14 protein-coding genes and 1 riboswitch are annotated in these 18,765 nt (G+C 41.1%); of the genes, 4 read left to right on the top strand and 10 right to left on the bottom strand.

What is annotated here, in order from left to right; all coding sequences use genetic code 11:
- Positions 1–12: 12 nt before the first annotated feature.
- The 4 genes from ylqF to EVU92_RS04705 all read right to left on the bottom strand — a co-directional run bounded on the left by ylqF (position 13) and on the right by EVU92_RS04705 (position 5,398).
- Positions 13–966, bottom strand: coding sequence for a ribosome biogenesis GTPase YlqF (gene ylqF, locus EVU92_RS04720; protein WP_130050217.1), 954 nt, complete (start codon positions 964–966; stop codon positions 13–15).
- Between the two features lie 107 nt (positions 967–1,073).
- A complete protein-coding gene (locus tag EVU92_RS04715; RefSeq protein ID WP_240701298.1) occupies positions 1,074–2,300 on the bottom strand; it encodes a HAMP domain-containing histidine kinase in 1,227 nt (408 codons plus the stop codon).
- On the bottom strand, positions 2,300–2,977 hold the full coding sequence (locus tag EVU92_RS04710) for a response regulator transcription factor (RefSeq protein WP_205987940.1): 678 nt from the start codon (positions 2,975–2,977) through the stop codon (positions 2,300–2,302). The genes EVU92_RS04715 and EVU92_RS04710 overlap by 1 nt, the downstream gene beginning before the upstream one ends.
- Before the next feature lie 36 nt (positions 2,978–3,013).
- Positions 3,014–5,398 carry a TonB-dependent receptor gene (locus EVU92_RS04705; protein WP_130050214.1) on the bottom strand — a complete coding sequence of 795 codons (2,385 nt, stop codon included), beginning with the start codon at positions 5,396–5,398 and terminating at the stop codon, positions 3,014–3,016.
- 272 nt (positions 5,399–5,670) lie between these two features.
- On the opposite strand from EVU92_RS04705, the gene EVU92_RS04700 reads away from it, so the two are divergent.
- Entirely contained in the window at positions 5,671–6,207 is a 537-nt protein-coding gene (locus EVU92_RS04700; protein ID WP_130050213.1) for a YaeQ family protein, read from the top strand.
- Positions 6,208–6,215: 8 nt separating this feature from the next.
- The gene (locus tag EVU92_RS04695) at positions 6,216–6,821 is read left to right on the top strand and encodes an alpha/beta hydrolase (protein WP_130050212.1); all 606 of its coding nucleotides are present in this window, start codon (positions 6,216–6,218) and stop codon (positions 6,819–6,821) included.
- A gap of 4 nt (positions 6,822–6,825) precedes the next feature.
- Here the strand turns inward: EVU92_RS04695 and EVU92_RS04690 are convergent, their stop codons facing one another.
- Positions 6,826–7,035, bottom strand: coding sequence for a hypothetical protein (locus EVU92_RS04690; RefSeq protein WP_054562952.1), 210 nt, complete (start codon positions 7,033–7,035; stop codon positions 6,826–6,828).
- A 364-nt stretch (positions 7,036–7,399) separates the two neighbouring features.
- Between EVU92_RS04690 and EVU92_RS04685 the strand changes: the two genes are divergently transcribed.
- The gene (locus tag EVU92_RS04685) at positions 7,400–7,873 is read left to right on the top strand and encodes a Dps family protein (RefSeq protein WP_130050211.1); all 474 of its coding nucleotides are present in this window, start codon (positions 7,400–7,402) and stop codon (positions 7,871–7,873) included.
- 58 nt (positions 7,874–7,931) lie between these two features.
- Here the strand turns inward: EVU92_RS04685 and EVU92_RS04680 are convergent, their stop codons facing one another.
- From EVU92_RS04680 to EVU92_RS04660, 5 genes are all read right to left on the bottom strand, one after another.
- Positions 7,932–8,333: a hypothetical protein gene (locus EVU92_RS04680; protein ID WP_130050210.1), complete on the bottom strand. Its 402-nt coding sequence runs from the start codon at positions 8,331–8,333 to the stop codon at positions 7,932–7,934.
- A gap of 67 nt (positions 8,334–8,400) precedes the next feature.
- Positions 8,401–10,479, bottom strand: coding sequence for a S9 family peptidase (locus EVU92_RS04675; protein ID WP_130050209.1), 2,079 nt, complete (start codon positions 10,477–10,479; stop codon positions 8,401–8,403).
- 275 nt (positions 10,480–10,754) lie between these two features.
- Entirely contained in the window at positions 10,755–11,324 is a 570-nt protein-coding gene (locus EVU92_RS04670; RefSeq protein ID WP_130050208.1) for a chitin-binding protein, read from the bottom strand.
- Between the two features lie 105 nt (positions 11,325–11,429).
- Positions 11,430–11,513, bottom strand: a riboswitch (cyclic di-GMP riboswitch).
- A gap of 135 nt (positions 11,514–11,648) precedes the next feature.
- Positions 11,649–14,786, bottom strand: a complete 3,138-nt coding sequence (locus EVU92_RS04665; RefSeq protein WP_130050207.1) for an efflux RND transporter permease subunit — start codon at positions 14,784–14,786, stop codon at positions 11,649–11,651.
- Positions 14,787–14,795: 9 nt separating this feature from the next.
- Positions 14,796–15,968 (bottom strand): efflux RND transporter periplasmic adaptor subunit, encoded by a 1,173-nt coding sequence (locus tag EVU92_RS04660; RefSeq protein WP_130050206.1) that lies wholly within the window; start codon positions 15,966–15,968, stop codon positions 14,796–14,798.
- 265 nt (positions 15,969–16,233) lie between these two features.
- Between EVU92_RS04660 and EVU92_RS04655 the strand changes: the two genes are divergently transcribed.
- Complete coding sequence (locus EVU92_RS04655; RefSeq protein ID WP_130050205.1) at positions 16,234–18,744, top strand: zinc-dependent metalloprotease; 2,511 nt, start codon at positions 16,234–16,236, stop codon at positions 18,742–18,744.
- Positions 18,745–18,765: the final 21 nt, after the last annotated feature.

Genomic DNA, 18,765 nt, shown 5'->3' with positions numbered 1-18,765 from the left:
AACGACGAGTTATTAACGGCGGTTTTTACGCGCACGCGCTCGGCGTTGCTTTTTTTCTTCTTCTTTAGCTGCTTTTTTAGCCTCAGCAGCAGCGCGAAGCTGAGCAACCATTTGCTCTTCTTCTTCTCGCATAGCCGGGGTTTCCATGGTAATACGGCCAATAATGCCATCGCGTAATTCATTAATAAGAATTTCAGACATTTTGTAAGTATCGATTTGATTACCACCGCGGATACAGCCACGCTTTTTACCTGCCATTTCAACAAACTCCCAGTCAAACTCTGGTAGCTCATCAATTTTATAACGGCTTTTTAAAAGCTCTGGGTATGCATGCAATAAATATTCAGCGGTGTAACTTGCCACTTCTTCATAATCGATAGCGGTATCACGAATTGCACCGGTTGCACCTAAACGATAACCTGAGTTTTCGTTCTCTACTTTCGGCCATAACATACCCGGCGTGTCGTAAAGCATAATACCATCGTCAAGCTTAATACGTTGCTGCGCTTTTGTTACCGCAGGCTCATTACCTGTTTTTGCCACAATACGGCCAGCTAAAGTATTAATAAGTGTTGATTTACCAACATTTGGAATACCCATGATCATGGCTTTAATTTGTTTATCGGCACCCACTTTATGCGGCACTAATTTTTTACAAAGCTCATTAATACGGTGCACTTCACCTGCTTTATCATTACCAAAATCAATCGCTTTCACACCACTTTGCTGCTCAAAGTAGTCTTTCCAAGCTTGCGTTAACTTAGGATCAGCCAAGTCCGCCTTATTCATGATTTTGATCACCGGCTTATCGCCACGCAGCGCAGTAACCATTGGGTTTTCACTACTATAAGGAATACGGGCATCAAGTACCTCAATGATCACATCCATCTGTGGCATGATTTCTTTAATTTCGTTTCGGGCTTTGTTCATGTGACCCGGGAACCACTGTATTCCTGCTCTACTCATTTAATTATTAAGCTCTTATTTTAAAGGCTAACGCCATGGGGATTTTGCTGATAGGTATAGTTTACTACATCAAGCAGGATTGTTTAAAAATAAAATCACGCCTTCCATCACCACGAAAGACGAGCGACTACATGCGCTGTATCTGCATGCAGTGAGAATGACCAACCATTGCGCTCACATAAGCGTTGCACAATACCTAAACCTAAGCCATAGCCGTGAGAAGCTGTTTCAGTCGCCGTATGCTGGGCATCACCGCCACTGAACTGATTGGTGATTAATAATTCATGCTCTTTAATCAAAATTGCAATCGGTACCTGTCCTGCAAGGGTATGCTCAAACGCATTTCGCACCAGGTTATTAACCGCAATAGAAAATGCCTGTGCATGCCCATAAATTATGGGGTTGGCAAGCTCATCAAGTTCAACACCAACGAGTTTACCGTTTAACAAATAGCGTTGCTGCTCTACTGCTTTTCTTACCAGTGGCATTACTAAAAACTGCTCATCATACAAGCCATCATCAGTTTCACGAGCAAGACACAAAAACATTTCGATCATTTTATTCATGTCGTATGTTGCCCGCCTTACACGATCTATCACCTTCATATCGGCAGGAGTCAATTGGCTTTGTTCTAAAAGCTCTAGGGCGCCGGTAATGACTGTCACTGGCGTGCGCAATTCATGGCTTGCTGAGTCTGTAAAATAGCGTTCTCTTGCGATGAATGCACTAACTCGCTCAAAAGCCTGCTCTATTGTAATTGCGAGCATGCCAACTTCATCATTTGTATATCGGTTAGCATCTATACGCTTGTAATCTTCGTTTGATAATTGCTCAGGATCAATGTCGGCCACAGCTTTAGCAAGTTGAGTTACGGGAGCCAAAGCTCGACGCATCACAACAATTCCAAGCCCAAAGCCTAGTAACCCCAATGTTCCTACAAGGCTGCTAATAATGAATAATAACCACCAATCCTCTGACGAAGAAGCCTCAATCTGCGCGACATCAAACACTACAAACCCATGTGACTGCTCATTACCTGTATCAATAACGGCAACATGTAATTCTTCGCTATCAAATTCATACAACCCAACTGCTGGATTTGTTTGCGCCCACGTTTGAAGTGATTGAGGTAAGTTATCTACTTTATCGTACGCCTTAAGATTTGTAGTAATGGCAGGGTAGTTATCTGATGCAACTTGCAATTGCTGGGTTAGCACTCGATCTTCACTCAATCTTATTGCAGCAAAGAAAGCAAAACCCCATGCAATACTCAGCACAGCCACACACATTGCAAATGCAATAGCGACACGTTTGTGCAAACTATGCCGATACATTATTGGAAGTCCTTTGCAATTCGATAGCCGATACGGTGCACAGTATGAATCAATGGCGTATCAAATGGTTTATCAATTGCCTGTCTTAACTTGTACATGTGCGAACGAAGCGCATCACCATCAGGAGGCTCATCTGCCCATAATAAAGTTTCGAGACTATCGCGTGTAACAACAGAAGGAGATACCTCCATTAACCGCTGCAATAACTTCATACTTGCAGGATTAAGCTCAATAAGCTGGCCAGCACGATATACTTGCAAGGTGGACTTATTCATCGTTAGATCAGACACAGTCAATACTTTGTTGGTATTGCCGTGACTCCGCTTATAAAGAGCTTGCAGGCGCACATGTAACTCTTGCAATGCGAATGGCTTTACCAAATAATCGTCGGCTCCTACTGCAAATCCTCTCAGTTTATCATCAAGCGTGTCTCTCGCAGTGAGCATAAGTACAGGTGTTTCAACGTCAGCTTCAGCTCGCAACTTTTGACAAAAGTGTAAGCCATCCATCCCTGGAAGCATTAGGTCTAAAACAATGACATCAAACTTGTTGTTCATCGCTAGTTGCATTGCACTTATACCGTCATAAGCAAAGTCCAAGAGGTAACTGTGCCTTTCTAGATACGCAGCAATATTCGCACTAATGTCACGGTTATCTTCAACAATCAAAGCTCTGATCGGCTCAGTATTCAAAGCATCTAGCATTTTTATTCCTTACCAAGCGTAATCAAATCGCAACCCGATCAGCGGTTCAGCTTCGCTATCGTCAACGACTTCAATTCCTCGGCGGTAATCAAACTCAGTGTCATCAGCTGATGAAGCTGCCGTGACATTTATAACATCAAGAAAGGCGGTAACATCAATAGGACCAAAGGCACGTCGGTAATCTACACGAACATTCAATGAGCCTGATCCTTCTTTGCGGCCAACATTACGCTCTGTAATTTCCTTAGAGTAACGTAAAGGCTGTCCTGGCCCCAAAACATCTTCATGTACAATAAATATGTCATCTGGTCTGCCAGAAAGGTATTTATATCGTCCAGCAAGCTTCCAACGGTCACTTATCTCCCATGTCAGCCCTAACGTGGCAACATGTTCACGACTAAATTCAGCAGCTACGTCGCCAAAACCATCCTTTCGGTCTACGACCGCATCATTGTAAGAATAGGTTGCACTGGCGTAAAGACCTTCGAAAATAGTAGCATTAAGCACAAAATCAGCACCATATGAAGTACCATCACCATCATTTGCATAAGTTCCACTGGTACGGTCTAGGTCAACCACTAAGTTGCTAAGCTGCTGATAATAAACTTCCGTTAGTAATGACCAGTTGGCATTAGGGAAATATTTAAAGCCAACACTCGTATGGGTTATTTTTTCAGTTTTAAGATTATTAGTCTCGTTAGCCGCGAGTTCTAAATATCGCGGTGACTGATGAAATAACCCCGCCGTTGCAAAATACCTTACCTTTTGACTTGGCATCCAGTTAATGCTGAATCGAGGTGATATAAAACTTTCATCAGCAAACCCATCTCGTTCAAATCGTAAACCTGTACCAAAATCCCAATCACCCATTTCAAAAATTTGTTCTATATAGCCTGCATAGTTTACTTCTTTCAAAGACGTGACTGAATTAAGGCTTTCAGGTGTTAGTACAATAAACTTTTGCTGTGAGTCAGGTCTATAATCGTCACTATCATAAACAAACCGATTCCATTCACCATCTAAAAATGTGCTGTAATCTAGTTCAATTTGCGTAATTCGGGCACCGACGCTCAACATCCCTAATTGATTTTCTACCTCAAAATCACTTCTCCAACCAATTTCTGTTTCACCTTCAGATATAGTAATAATGTCTTCTCGACTAGGGTATTCAGAAGCTGGCGTTCCCTCGGGCACAAGATCTGGATAAGCCTCACCTTCAGAGCTCAATTTATCACTTTTTCGGTAGTAAACTTTATTAGTCAAAACAGCGGTTTCACCAAGCAACGTGGTCAATGTTAAACCATACAGGTCACTATCTTGCTCGGCATTTTGCAATGCAGTATCTTCAAAATTAGGTGATTCAGAAACATGCTCAACGCCACGAGTATATTTCTCATGCGTATCCATGAGTAACACTTCAAAAGTGTTATTTTGATTAATGGGTATCACTGATTTAAAAATAATATCCCTTAAAACAGGTTCACCAATATCTAGCTCTTCGATAGTTTCAAACAAGGCACCAAAATCTAGCCGCCTTGCAGAAAAAAGCATAGTTGCTTCATCAGTGATATTTATAGGGCCGTCATAACCAACTTCATAACCAGCAAGGTCGTAGCGAAAACTTGCAGATGGGCTAGGGTTACCATCGGCCACTTCTAGCTTCAGCAAAGATCCTGCACGACCACCATAAGCTGCTTGCCACCCGCCGGGGGAAAATTCTGCTCCATTTATTACATTTGGGGCAAATATAGAAAAGCGACCACCGCCTCCTACATCTTCCTCTTCACCTAACGTCGCATCAAAGTGAATAGCTTTATCAAAAGGAAAATCATCAACAAAGAGTAAATTATCTCTTGGGCCTCGACCACGCACACTAAAACTTGCAAATTCACTGTCAGATGCGACACCTGGCAATCCATCTAGAGAAAGTAGTGGATCTGCACCTCCTCCCACGGCACTTCGCAGAGATTCTCTGTCGAGATAGGTGCTAGAACCTGAAGTAAATGTATCAGCTTGTTGGGCTCTTACTTCAACTACCTCTATGGCTTGTTCTCTAAGGTCAAATTCAACCTTCGTATTTTTTCGTGTTACAACGCGAATACTTGGTTCGTATAAAGCCGCAAAACCACTTTTTGTAATCTTTATTGAGTAAAGGCCCGGATCGAGTTGTTCAACAACAATACGCCCTTGTAGATCAGTTTGTAAGGTTTGTATTGCAGAGGTTTCTCGTTTCTTAAGTATGACTTGTGCGTTTGGAAGTGGTCGATCTGTAGTCTGATTTTTGACAATAACCGTTATTGCCCCCGGCTCTTCTACTGCGTAAGAGTAAAATGCCAAACTACTCAACAATAGCCATGCAAGTGACCAGAGTATCTGTCTAAATTGTTCTCTCATAATTGCGTCCCTCTTGGCATCAACCATGATCTTGATTTCAATAACTTGCACATACTTTCATCCTCCCAAATAGCCCTAATTATTGAATTCGAGTTAATCAACTTTAGACGTTAGCAAAGTAAATGTGACTAAAATGTCACCGAAGTAATTTAGGTTTACGAATACCGCTTGTGATAATAAATAAGGATTAACCTAGAGTTTCGCTGGAGATATTTAAGTGTCGGTAAGATTAATTGCGCTATAATGGCGCAAATTTTTTCAAGTAAGCAATTATGGCTCTTAAATCAACCATTATTAAAGCGCAATTATCGTTAAGCGATATGGACCGCCACATTTATCAAGATTTCAATTTAACACTGGCACAACACCCATCAGAAACCGAACAACGCTTGATGATCCGCTTGTTAGCTTTTGCACTTAATGCTCGTGAAGGCTTAGAGTTTACGAAAGGCTTATGCGCAGATGACGAGCCTGAGCTTTGGCACATTAACTACAGCGAAGAAATTGAACTATGGATTGAGCTTGGACTACCTGACGAAAAGCGCCTGAAAAAAGCCTGCAATAAAGCCAAGCAAGTTATTTTGTATACTTACGGTGAAAATAACCAAGCAATTTGGTGGCAAAAACATCAGCCTAAGTTGTATGATTTTAAAAACTTGAGTATTTTTAGTCTCGATTATGCTGCTACTCAGGCATTAGCAGAGTTAGCCGATCGCAATATTAAGCTCACTATCACAGTTCAAGATGGCGAAGTATGGGTTAGCTCAGATACAGCAAATATCGAAATTAAACCGCAACAGTTAATGTAAGGAATGCGATGGCAATTAGGCAGGTTGTAGTATTACACGGACTTTATATGTCGGGCTTTGTGATGCGTCCACTTTGCGCGCGCCTTGAAAAGTCAGGTTTAAAAATACTCAATTTGACCTATAACACGCTCTCTCCCGATAGAGCGGCAATTTTCGATAAGATTGATCGCTTTATCGGTGGTAAGCCGACCGCCTTAGTTTGTCATTCTATGGGCGGCTTGGTTGCTCGCGCTTACTTAGAGGCCAATTCTCTTCAAAGTCGCCATGTCGAAAAGGTGATCACCTTAGGCACCCCGCATAAAGGCAGTCATATTGCTAAGCAAATGCAGCAAAAGGGCTTTGAAATGCTGTTAAAAAACAGTGTGGAATTTTTATTATCAGAGAATGGGGATTGGCCGTTTGATGCCAAGCTTTATAGTATTGCAGGCGATTTACCAATAGGTCTAATGCCGCTTATTGCCAAAGGTAGTATCTCTGATGGTACGGTGTTGATGGATGAAACTAAGCTCCATGGCATGGCAGAACACAAGGTGTTTCATTTAAGTCACACCAGTATGATCTACTCACGCCAAGTGATGGATTACATTATTAAGCTTATAAATCAAAGTGAGTGACACTTTAATCTTCAGCACTTGCAGCCACTTTATATGAGATTAAAACGATGATCCCTAAGATCAGTGGCACAGGTGCAGCAATGTAGCCAAAGGTATCAAAATTTGCGAAGCTAGCCCCAGCTAGATGACCTACCAAACCGATAACAAATGCAAGTAATGCAATCACTACAACAACTATTTCAGCTTTGCTTTCTTTAACTGTTTTACCGTCCATTTTTCTTCTCCTGGTTAAATGCGGTAAAGTCATTATGCGCTTCTGGTTCGTTGATTTTTTGACCTAAATCAAGTTCTAAATCAGCGTGTTTGTAAGCAGGTGCAAACTTTGTTTTAGATCATACTTTCTGCCTAATTTTTGGATATTTATTAAATAAGGTAGATTTTTTGCTCAGTTGCCCCAAGTCTATATAAAAGTAATTCAAAGTTATGTTGATAGTGCATAAATGGAAAAAACCAACCTTTGATAGTTAAAACCTATCACTGTGTTCGAATTAAACCATTTTACAGATTAATCAAGATGACTAATACTTAACGTCAAGCACTAGCAAGTTAACACTTAACGGTTTTTTAAGGAGCAATCTATGTCACAGGTAAATGCAATTGGTTTAAACAGCGCAAAAAGTGAAGACATCGTAAATTCACTAAACTCTTTACTAAGCTGCTACCAAATTCAATACATGAACGCACGCGGCTTTCATTGGAATATCAAAGGTCGTAACTTTTTTGAATTACACCTTAAATTTGAAGAAATTTATAACTTACTACTTGAGAAAGTAGATGAAATTGCAGAGCGTATTTTAACTTTAGGTGGTACACCTGTACATGCATTCTCTGAGTACATCGAAGATAGCAAGATTAGTGAAGCAAAAAACATCACTGAAGGCACTGCTGCAGTAGAAAATCTATTAGCAGGTTACAGCACGCTTATCCAAATGCAGCGTGAAATCTTAGCACAAGCAGGTAATGCAGACGACGAAGGTACAGCATCATTAATGGGCGACTACATCAAAGAACAAGAGAAACTTGTTTGGATGCTAAAAGCTTACCTTGATTAATATTCAGAATTGACACGAAAAAGCCCTCAAATGAGGGCTTTTTTATATTCAGAAGGTATTACTTTAACCACTTTCTTAAATTATCGTACTCGGGTCTTGCTTGAAAAAAGCTTTCAGCATCTGGGTGAAAATTAATATCCATCTCTACACCTGACCAAACGGTTTCTAACAAATTGCGAGCAATAATATTTGCTTTAATATAGTCAACACGTTTGTAACCCCGCGCTTTTACGGCCTGAAAGTAAGCCCTTGCAATCTCAATACTATCAGCAGTCGCTAATTCAAATTGCTCCAAATTAACCACGGCATACTGAATTGAATGTTCAGGGTATTTCATGATTTCTTGACCAACTTCGATACTAAATGAAGCAACAGCTTCTTTGTTAAAGCTGCCACTAATTTCCACATAAATCACCGGCGGCTCAACAAAATAACGCCAATCACCATGGGCTTTAAACATGCTCACCCCTTTGAAATACAACTTAAGTTTTATGCTTATAGCATCTATTCACTTATTTATCTAAGTCTTAATTTGGTAATAAAGCAATAAAAAATGCCATTTCTAATGCCTTTTCTTCAAGACTTTTAAAGCGACCCGATGCACCACCATGACCTGCATCCATGTCGGTTTTGAACACCAAGATGTTGTCATCGGTTTTAAATTCACGCAGCTTTGCGACCCACTTCATTGGCTCCCAATATTGTACTTGAGAGTCATGGAATCCGGTGGTGACGAGAATATTAGGATAAGCCTGGGGCTCGATATTATCGTAGGGCGAATAGGCTTTAATCACATCATAAAACGCCGGGTCATTTGGATTCCCCCACTCGTCATACTCATTTGTTGTAAGTGGAATACTCTCATCAAGCATAGTGGTTAACACATCTAAAAATGGCACATGGCAACCTATCCCTAAATAAAGCTCAGGCGCTTGGTTGACCACAGCTCCCATTAGCAAACCACCAGCACTACCGCCCGATGCAAATACTTTATGCGGGTGTGCATAGCCTTGCTCAGTAAGCGCACGAGTAACATCAATAAAGTCACTAAAGCTATTTTGCTTATGTTGCTTCTTTCCTTGCTCATACCAATGGCGACCTAGCATTTCTCCACCACGAATATGGGCAATCGCATAAACAAAGCCACGGTCTAGTAAGCTTAATGAGCTACTTGAAAAGCTAGGATCGATGGTAATACCGTAGGCACCATAGCCATACTGTAACAGCGGGTTCGTGCCATTTTTATTAAATTGATCAATACGGTAAACCAATGACACTGGCACTTGCTCGCCATCTCTTGCTCTAACCATTAAACGTTCTGAGCGATAATGCTCTGGATTAAAATCCCCAAGCACTTGCTGTTGTTTTAATAAGGTTTTGTTACCTGTTTTTAAATCAACATCATACAAAGAGCCCGGTGTTGTTAAGCTTGAATAATAAATACGTGCAGAGCTCACATTCGGCTCAGGGTTCATTGCAATTGCAGCATAATAACAAGGGTCATCAAACTCTAACGTCAAGCGTTGAGCATGCTGATTGACCACCACAAAACGTGTTTGACCTAGCTCTCGTTCTGTAAGAATAAGGAAATTATCAAAAATCTCGACCCCTTCTAACAACACGTTTTCACGATGTGGAGTATGCTCTTGCCAACGCGTTTTATCGGCAATAGTGCTTTGCGTTGCAGTCATTAAGCGAAAGTTTTTCGCTTGCCAGTTCGTCACAATATAGAAGGTATCACCCAGTTTATCGACATCAAATTCATGGCCTTCTTCGCGTGGCATTAATGCGCTGAATTCACGCTCTGGGTTATTAGCGTCAAGCACCCACATATCATTTGTTTCTGTGGTCGCAAGATCAATAATAATTAGGCTTTCATCACGGCTTTTTCCTAGTCCCATAAAGAAGCTTTTATCTTGTTCTTCGTATACAAGTACGTCATTTGCTTGTGGCGTACCTAAAACATGGCGGTAAACTTGAAAACCCAACAGGGTTTGTAGGTCCTTTTTAACATAAAAAACTGTTTTATTATCATTAGCCCACACCACTTGACCTTCGGTATTTTCGAGAACATCGCTAAACATTTCACCACTGGCGATATTTTTAAAACGCACAGTATAAATACGGCGGCCCTCAGTATCTTCAGAATAGGCAAGTAGCTGCTCGTCTGGGCTAATTGCAACCTCGCCTAGTTCATAAAATTCGTAGTCAGCGGCTAATTGGTTTACATCTAACAATAACTGCTTATCACGCGCTTCAATTGAACTGCTGCGATAATGACGTGCATATTCATCATCGCCTCGTACTTCTGAGTGATACCAATATTTGCCATCTTTAACGGGTACCGTGTTGTCATCTTTTACAATACGGCCTTTTAACTCATTGAATAACTGCTCACGAAGTGGTTTTATGTCGGCTAGTTGCTTATCGCAATAGTCATTTTCAGCATTTAAGTGCGCTAATACATCTGTATTTTCACGCTCATCATCACGCATCCAATAATAATTATCGGTGCGCGTCTGTTGGTGAGTAGTTAATTGGTGTGGCTGTTTTTTTGCAACAGGAGGATGCGCTAATAAAGACAAAGAATACGAATTTGACGACACAAGAAAAAACCAAAATAAAAAACGAATTGCTGGCAGTTTATCACAGAATTATACCAATCAGCTTAATTAAGTAGTCTATTTTGAGGCAATAAAACCTCGTTGATAACAAGGCAAAAATTTCGTTAATCAGTTGTTCTAAATGAGAAATTTTTAACGCAGTTAGCGGCAGGTTTAATCCCTCAAAATGATTAAGTATTATTGCGGGTTGGTATTAAAAAAGCCCACTCAAATTGAGTGGGCTAAGCAATGCTAAAATAGCATTTAGGGGGAAACTTTTAATGTGAAACTTGCTGCCAAGCCATAGCCCAGCTTTTTCCTACACCTGGTTCAAATAGCGGGTTGTGTGAATCTTTAACACGACAAAACTCGCTAAATGGCCATGGTTTACACATATAAATATGGCCTGTTTTAGGTTGTAAAACCTTAATTCCTGCACTGTAATCGCTGCATGCTTGAGGATAAACATAGTCATAATCTTGCAGACTATCTTTTACTCGCTCTTCACACTTGGCGATACAATTAAACGCCACTTTTACATGTGTAATGCCCGAGCCTTCAAGGGCATAAATTTGGTTTGAACGGTACGCAACCACTAAACCTTGTTCAGTCATTTTGCCCGCTTTTACTAGCGGAATATGCACGTTTATATGCTCAGCAACAGAACGTGGCCAATTATGAGGCTCACCCTGATCGGCACTGCTGATCGGGTATTCGAATGATAAATCGACTAGCTCTCCTTGCATGTCATAAAAGGTCACAATCACCCTATCACCAACAAACAGTTGGGTATGATGATTCAAGCAACCAATCGGCAACCACTTCCCGGAGGCCATTGACGTATGCATAAACAAAATATCACCCTAAGAACAACTAATAGGTATTATCCAACAACCGAACAAAAAATACTTTTAGTTTGAGGCAAGTGAACCAAAGCACTAGATTATGTGCTTATCAGCGGCCCCGCTATCATAGTATAAAACCTTAGACCGGAAACTTTGCGTCCTAACTTTTCAGTTAGTTTGCCAAAAACAAGATTGAGTATAATCGTGACCGAATCACAAATCAAACAAAAGAATGTAACCAAACATCTTATATAGCAAATAGTTACTAGAAATGCATGAGATACAAAAAAGCCAACCGCTTGGTTGGCTTTTAAACTGATGAGACTTTTAATCTCTTGCTAGATTTCTTCTGGTCACTACTCTGTGGCCTGCACGGAATATATTCAAGAAGCCATTACCTATATCACTCATAACAATATACAAACAAGGTACTAGTACTAAAGTGATTAGGGTTGCAAACATAACCGCAAAACCAAGTGCGACAGCCATCGGAATTACAAATTTAGCTTGCAGACTAGTTTCGAACATAATTGGTAAGACACCGGCAAAGGTTGTAATTGAAGTCAGGGTGATTGCCCTAAAACGCGCACAACCTGCTTCAATAACCGCTTGGCGAGTTGAAATACCTTCGCGGCGTGCTTGGTTCACAAAGTCGGTCATAACTAACGAGTCATTAATTACAACACCCGCTGCAGCAATCAAGCCAAAGCCTGACATCAAGCTAATATCTAAGCCAAACCAGAAGTGGCCCCAAATAGCACCAGTTAAGCTAAATGGAATAACCGACATAACAATAAGAGGTTGTGAATAGCTTTTAAGCGGCACTGCAAGCAAGATATACACTAAAATCATACCGCCTATGAAGAACATGATTTGCTCGTTAGCTTGCGCTTGTTGTTCTTCAATAGAACCACCTAGCTCAGTTTTAACTGATGGGTATTCTTCTTTTAACTGCGGTAATAAGTTCTCATCAACTTGCTTAACAACTTCACCCGGTTCAATCGCTTCTTCATCGATACTGCCGTAGATATACACAGTACGATAGCCACCTTCACGGCGAATATAGCTAATACCAGGTTTTTCGTTCAGTTCAACGACATCACCCAGCATCACCTCTTGGCCGGCAGGCGTTGTAATCACGGCATGCTTTAATGATGCAAACGCTTCACGGGTTAGTTTAGGGTAACGAACCATGACACGCACTTCTTCGCCGCGACGAATAACACGTTGTGCTTCACCACCATAGAAGCTTGCGCCTACTTGGTTAGCAATATTGGCAAGGTCTAAACCTAGATCGTATGCCACAGGTTTTAAGCTTAATTGTACTTCTTTGCTCGCCGGATCGATGGTCGAACTAATATCAAACAAGCCTTTTTGCTGTTGTAATAGTTGGATAAAACGACGACCAGCATCATTTAAGGTATCGATATCTGGGCCGTACAGTAAATAACCAAACTCACCATCCATACCACCACCATTCACGTCATCGTAAATTTGCAGTGATTTCACGCCAGGGATACTTGGCATTTGTTCACGCCAACGACGAGATAATTCAAACGCGTTGTACGGACGCAACTCTTCGTCTACCAACGGAGCAAGTAACTGTGCTTCAGTACGACCTTGGTTGAACACTAAGATATCGCGAATAAGCTTTTGACCAAATTCTCGCTCTGTCTCTTGATCTACTTTTTGCACCATGGCTTCTATGTCACGAATAGCATTGATTGTTTGTATATCAGATGCATTTTCATTCATTTCTAGGCGAATTTGCGGGAAGTCATGAGGTACTTTTGGTGTTGGCACCACTCGCACTTGGTTTGATGAAATTAAGCCAAACGTCAAAATCAATAAACCGATAAATGCAAATAGAACAAACCAACGCCACTCTACACAAAGCTCAATAAAACGTTTATATGGACCATTAACAAAGCTAAAGAAACGTTTGTTAAAACGAGCTCGCCAGCTATTGGGGTTAATTGGTGGAAACTTAGTATGAGCAATGTGAGCGGGTAAAATAAGTTTCGATTCAATCAAACTAAATATTAGGCACAAAATTACCACAACCGCGATACCGAAGAAGAATGCGCTCTCTGGTCCACTTGATAATGTAAATGGTGCGAACACGGCAATTGTTGTTAAAACACCAAATGTTGCCGGGGTAGCAACACGCTTTGCGCCATTTACCACGTTCACAACACCACCGCCTTTTTTCTCAATTTCGGTATAGGCGCTCTCTCCTATTACTATGGCATCGTCGACCACGATCCCGAGTACCATAATAAAGGCAAATAACGACACGATATTAATACTGATACCAAATAATGGCATCATCATCATTGCACCTAAGAAACACACAGGTAAACCAATCATTACCCAAAGTGCTAGCTTAAAGCGTAAAAAGATAGACAACATAATGGCAACCAAGATAGCACCTTGAATTAGGTTGGTTTTCATCATGTCTAAACGTGCGTTAAGGTAGTAGGTCATGTCCATTAATGGCTCTAGACGTAGACCCGCTGGTAACTCTTTATTCTTTTGTTCGATAAACGCTTTAACCGAATCAGCAACCGGGATCATATTTTGTTCTTTGGTTGCTTTTACTGATAAATAAACGGCATTTTCACCATTAAATTTAAAGTAACGCTCACCTTCAATGAATTGGTCTTTGATTACAGCAATATCGTTTAAAAGCACTTTAGCGCCATTAGCACCAATTTTTACTGGGATCTGGCGGAACTCATCACCGTTATAATATTGGTTTTCAACGCGCACCGAGATAATACCTGCGTCAGTACGTAATTGACCTGCTGAAATATTAGCAGAGTAACGACGCACAGCACTGGCCACATCACTCAGTGTAAGGTTGTATTGACGCAGTGAGTCAGGATCGATTTCTATCGCAATTTCATCGAGTGGTACATCATTTTGTACAAGTGATACATTTGATAATTGCAGTAATTCATCTTCAATTCTGTTTGCAACTGGCTTTAGCTCAGTAAGCGGAATATCACCAACGAGCGTCATACCGATCACGTCCTGGCGAAATTCAACCTGGCTGATGGTGACAGGCTCCATTCCCGCAGGGAAAGTAGCAATACTGTCTACACGTAGTTTCACTTTATCGAGAACATCAGTAAGTTCTGCGTCAGTGTTGATCTCTAAACTCGCACGGCCACTATTTCGAAACGAGCGATATACACCACGCTTAATCTCGGTAACGTCTTTTAGTGACTCTTCAATTTTGATCAGAATACTTTCTTCAATTTCCTGTGGCGAAGCACCCGGATAATTGGCCTGTACTTCAATATAGTTAATTTCAACATTCGGGAACATCTGGCGTTGAATAGTGAAATAACTAATAATCCCCATGATGATGATAAACACCATCATTAAGTTCGCAGCGACCGAGTTATTGGCAAAATAGGCAATAAGGCCAGACTGTTTTTCTGTGTTTGTATCAGTCATAATGCTACCTTAAAGCTTTTCAACCGCTGCAGTTTCTGCATCGCTTGTCATTTCTTTCATACCAGCAATCTTCACTTCCATACCCTCTTGAGGATACTCAGGTAAAGTAAGAACCAACTGGTCATTCACTTCAAGGCCATCACTAATATAAAAGTACTCACCTTCTTCACGCACTACGGTTACTTTGCGTGGTTCAAGTTTATTCTCATCGTTAACAATCCACACTGTTTGGTTGTTCACCAAAGACTGCGGTAAACGGTAGATGTTTTGTAACGTTGCACCAGCAAAGTTAACTTGTACGTAAGCACCAAATTTAATTGGTTGCACATCGTGCTTTAAGCCATATGGGTCATCAACACGAACTACTAGGTTGCTCATACGAGTCGCGTTATCAACAACACCTAAGTCACGATCAATTTCAGCTTCACGAGTAAAGCTGTTTAATCCTTTATTGATAATGGTCGCTTTTACGCCTTTTAAGCGTTTTGGTAAAAATACACTATCGAAACCAGCGATTGGTACGATGATTTCTGCGCTTTCAATATTATTAATTTCAGCAACTTGGCTGCCCACATTAATGTATTGACCGACACCTATTTCACGGCTAATCACAAGTGCATCATAAGGTGCTTTCACTTCGCAGCGAGCAAGGTCACGCTCGGCACGTTTTAATGCAGCTTGCGCTGATTTAACAGCGGCTTGCGCGCTTAACACTTGAGGTTTACGTAGGAATAAGTCAGTGCGCTCACGTTCTGGGTAACGTCTTGCTTCATCTTCTGCTACTTTAGCTTGTGCTTGCTCTTCAATCAGTGCCGCTTGAGCACTGGCAAGTGCTGCTTCAGCTTGAAGTACAGCCGCTTCGTAGTTATCTTTTTCGATGGTGAATAACACTTCACCGCGAGCTACGATACCACCAGCAACAAAGTTTGGATGCCAGCTCGTTACTTCACCTGCCACTTGCGAGGCAATCAAAGTACTTTCTAGCGGTTTAACTTCGCCGTAACTGTTAATGATCACTTGATGATCATCGCTTGCTACTGGCTCAACCTGCACCAAAGGACGCACATCAACTACATCCTTGTCTTTAGGCTCTTGAGCAATAGCGTTGATTGCCATAAAACCAGCAACACCAACAATTAATGCAACAAATGGTAAGATCCATTTTAATAAACTTGTGCGCATAACTTACACCTATAATATTTTAACTGGCTCTATCATACCAAAGCTGACAGAAACATTAATGCGACATTTGTAAGGAACTGTTACAAAAACGGTTAAATAAAAAATATAAATCAGAAAAATGACTTAAGAACAATTTGTTACAAACAAAACAAAAGAAATATCAAAAACTTACAACCATACTTTCACACTTGTTAACAAATAGCCTTTTATCAAAGAGTTAATTCATTAAACTTGATTGAGAAATAATTAAAGGAACGAGTTAACAATGAAAATAACAAACATTGCGCTGGCACTAAGCCTAGCACTTGCCATGAATGGCCACGCAGCCGAAGCTAAAAAAGAAGAAAAAAAGCCAAAGACGCTGGCTGAAATGATCAAAGATAAAAGCGAGTTTGCTGGTGTTTTCAGCATTTACCAAGATGCGAAAACGGGCGACAACTTAATGGTGATCGACCAATCACAACTAGATACCCCGTTTGTGTATTTTGCTCACACGGTCGATGGTGTTACTGATGCAGGTCACTTCAGAGGGGCATACCGCGAGACAAAGCTCATTGAGTTTCGTAAGTATTTTGACCGTATCGACATTATTAGCAAAACGCCACGCTATAAATTTGATGAAAGCTCTGCCCTAGCACGATCTGCTGATGCCAATATTAGCGAAGCTGTACTTGCTAGTATCAAAATTGAAAAAGAAGAAGATGGTAAAATCGCATTTAATGTTGATAAGCTATTTTTAAGTGAAGCACTTCATAAAGTGTCACCTTGGTCGAACCCAAAAGATAAAAATGCCAGCAAACGCTTTAAACTTGGTAAATTAGATGACAAAAAATCACGAATTGTTAAGCAACGACCTTATCCAAATAATCTAGATGTTGTGGTTGATTACGTATTTTCTAATGCCAACCCAACAGTACGAGGTTCAAACGCCGTAAGCGATCCTCGTAATGTTTCAATTAAAGTACAGCATTCATTTGTCGCGTTACCAAAAAATGATTATCAAGCTCGCCAAGATGACGCGCGTATTGGTTATTTCACTAACGAATTCGACAATATGACATCCGCTGATTGGGCACCTTATGAAGATGTAATCAAACGCTGGGACTTACAAAAGAAAGACCCAACAGCGGCACTTTCTGAGCCAGTTAAACCGATTACTTGGTGGATTGAAAATACCACGCCAGTTGAGTGGCGAGACACTATTCGTGATGCAGTGCTCGCGTGGAATAGCTCATTTGAAAAAGCGGGCTTTAAAAACGCCATTGAAGTAAAAGTACAACCTGATGACGCTGATTGGGATGCAGGCGATATTAACTACAACGTATTACGTTGGACTGCATCACCACGCCCACCATTTGGCGGTTATGGTCCTGCCCTTGCGAACCCATTAACCGGTGAAATCTTAGGCTCTGACATCATGTTAGAGTACGTTTTCATGAAAAACCGTTGGATGTACGACACCTTATATACCCAAGGTGCAGCTACGCTTGAAACTAGCCAAAGCAGCACAGAATTACATTGCTCACTAGGTCACAGCATTCAAGAAAACATGTTACTTGCAAAAGGCTTAGGCACAGGTGCAAGTATTGAAGACAAAGAGATTTTACGTCAAGGTTTAACTCAGCTTGTTTTACACGAAGTGGGTCATACCCTTGGTCTTAACCACAATATGAAATCATCTATCTTGTGGGATGAAAAAGAAGTTCACGATAAGAGTAAAACTCAAGGTATCGTAACTGGGTCAGTTATGGACTATGCCCCAGCAAATATCGCCCCTATTGGCATGCAGCAAGGTGATATCTTCCAAACAAAACCAGGCCCTTATGATGATTGGGCAATTGAATATGGCTATAGCCAAGCTTTAGCTGATAAAGCCGCTGAGCAGCAGCGTCTTGAAAAAATTCTCGCTCGCTCATCAGAGCATGCTTTAGCTTTTGGTAATGATGCTGATGATATGCGTGCCCCAGGCCGCCATATCGACCCACGTGTAATGATTGGTGATATGTCATCTAATCCTGCCGCTTATGCTGATGATCGCATGGATCTTATCAATAAGTTGTTTACTGAGCTTAAAGACAAAGCCACTGTTAATGGTGAGTCATACCAACAGCTTGTTACCTCCGCGAACATTTTATTTAGAAGCTACAGAACACAAGCCGGCGTAGTATCTCGTCAAATTGGTGGTGTTTATGTAGAACGTAATGTGGTGGGCGATGACAAAAATGGCGCACCATTTACGCCAGTGCCACTTGAGCGCCAGCAACATGCAATGCAAGTGTTAGCCGACAAAGTATTCTCGCCTAATGTACTTGCTAACATGCAACCGCTTTATAACTACCTGCTACAGCAACGTCGTGGTTTTAATCATTACGGTAAAAATGAAGACCCTAAACCACATGGCATGATTTTAGGCATGCAAAAGCTGGTACTGGCTCAGTTATTACACCCGGCTGTAATGCTGCGAATTTCAGACAGTGCAATGTATGGCAACGAGTACTCACTTAATCAATTTATGAATGACTTAACGACAAGCATTTTTGTAGATAGCAAAAAAGCAAATACTCTAAGTCACAATCTACAAGTTGAATATGTGAATCAGCTAATCGCGATTGCTGGTTTAGGTAAAGCGAGTAAGCACGACAACCTAGCCAAAGCTGCCGCGCTTTATCAGTTAAATCAAATTGCTGATATGAGCGTGCCATGGGGTGCAGACACCGCAGCAAAAGCGCATAAGCAATATATCGATCGCTTAATTAGTAAAGCCCTCGAAGCATAAGTAAAACAACACAAAAAAGGC

The sequence above is a fragment of the Pseudoalteromonas sp. MEBiC 03485 genome (assembly GCF_004195145.1).
GTDB lineage: Bacteria > Pseudomonadota > Gammaproteobacteria > Enterobacterales > Alteromonadaceae > Pseudoalteromonas > Pseudoalteromonas apostichopi.
The sequence above is the reverse complement of the archived record's forward strand: the minus strand, read 5'-3'. Positions and strand labels throughout refer to the sequence as shown.